The organism is Clostridium sp. NSJ-49, from assembly GCF_014287725.1.
Classification (GTDB): Bacteria; Bacillota; Clostridia; order Clostridiales; family Clostridiaceae; genus Clostridium; species Clostridium disporicum_B.
On record NZ_JACOOP010000112.1, the window covers coordinates 1 to 970 of the forward strand.

The 970-nt window shown below is 32.5% G+C and carries 1 protein-coding gene; it reads right to left on the reverse strand.

From position 1 onward, the window contains the following. Nucleotides 1-953, reverse strand: a 953-nt coding sequence (locus H8S10_RS17905) for an IS6 family transposase (RefSeq protein ID WP_186839750.1), incomplete at its 3' end; no start/stop codon positions are given. Between the last annotated feature and the right edge of the window lie 17 nt (nt 954-970).

Consider the following 970-nt stretch of genomic DNA (forward strand, 5'->3'; position numbering starts at 1 on the left):
CAGTTATTTAATGAGCCATGTGGTCTAATAAAATTATAGTGAAAGATAAATAAATATATTAAGTTATTCGCCTTTTCAAAAGAGTTAAAACCTTTTTTAGCTTTATACCAAGCTTTAAAAGTCTTATTGAATGACTCAATTAAGTTGTTATTTATATCACTAGACATAGGTGCTACAGGAACGTGTTTGGTATTAGGTAATACCGTAGCGGAAGCTTCGTTATACGAAGGTAGTCTATCGGTTATGAAGTAAGTTGGTTCACCATAATTTTTAGCTTCATTTATTAAGGTATAAGCAGAATCAGAACTTCTAGACTTAGTTAGATGAAATGCTAGAATAAATCTAGTTTCAGAATCAATAGCTAACCATAGATAGTATCTTTCACCATTGATAAATACTACTGTTTCATCAGCGTGCCAATCGTCAGATTGTAAGTTTAAACTAGCTTTGAATTTATTAGCTTTCTGTTTAAAGAAAGGTGCAAATTTATTAGTCCAACTTGCTATAGTAACATGGGATACCTTAATACCAGAGTTAATCATCAAGAATTGAGAAATAGCTCTTGTTGATGAATTATTTAAAAAGTATAGTGTTAATGCAGTTAGTATTACATGTAGCGGAAAACGCATTCCTTTCATTGAAAGGGAACCACTAACTAATTCACTAGAAGCTGTATCAATATTGGTGGTGTGATGTTTTACTATTATGTGATTACACTTCTTGTTATTGCACTTATAGCGATTGTAATGTTTATATGAATGATGTAAGTAAGTTCCCTTACCGCATCTAGGACATTTAGGATTATTTAGTTTAGGACGTCCGTCACCGTCGCCTATGGCGAATTGGCGCTTACACTGCTTACATTGATACTTTTGTTTAGCCTGCTTATTCATACCAAACTTGTATAGTTTATCAGAATTACAGCGTGGGCATTTTATATTAGTTTTGCTCATTGTTCTTCTCTCCTTTT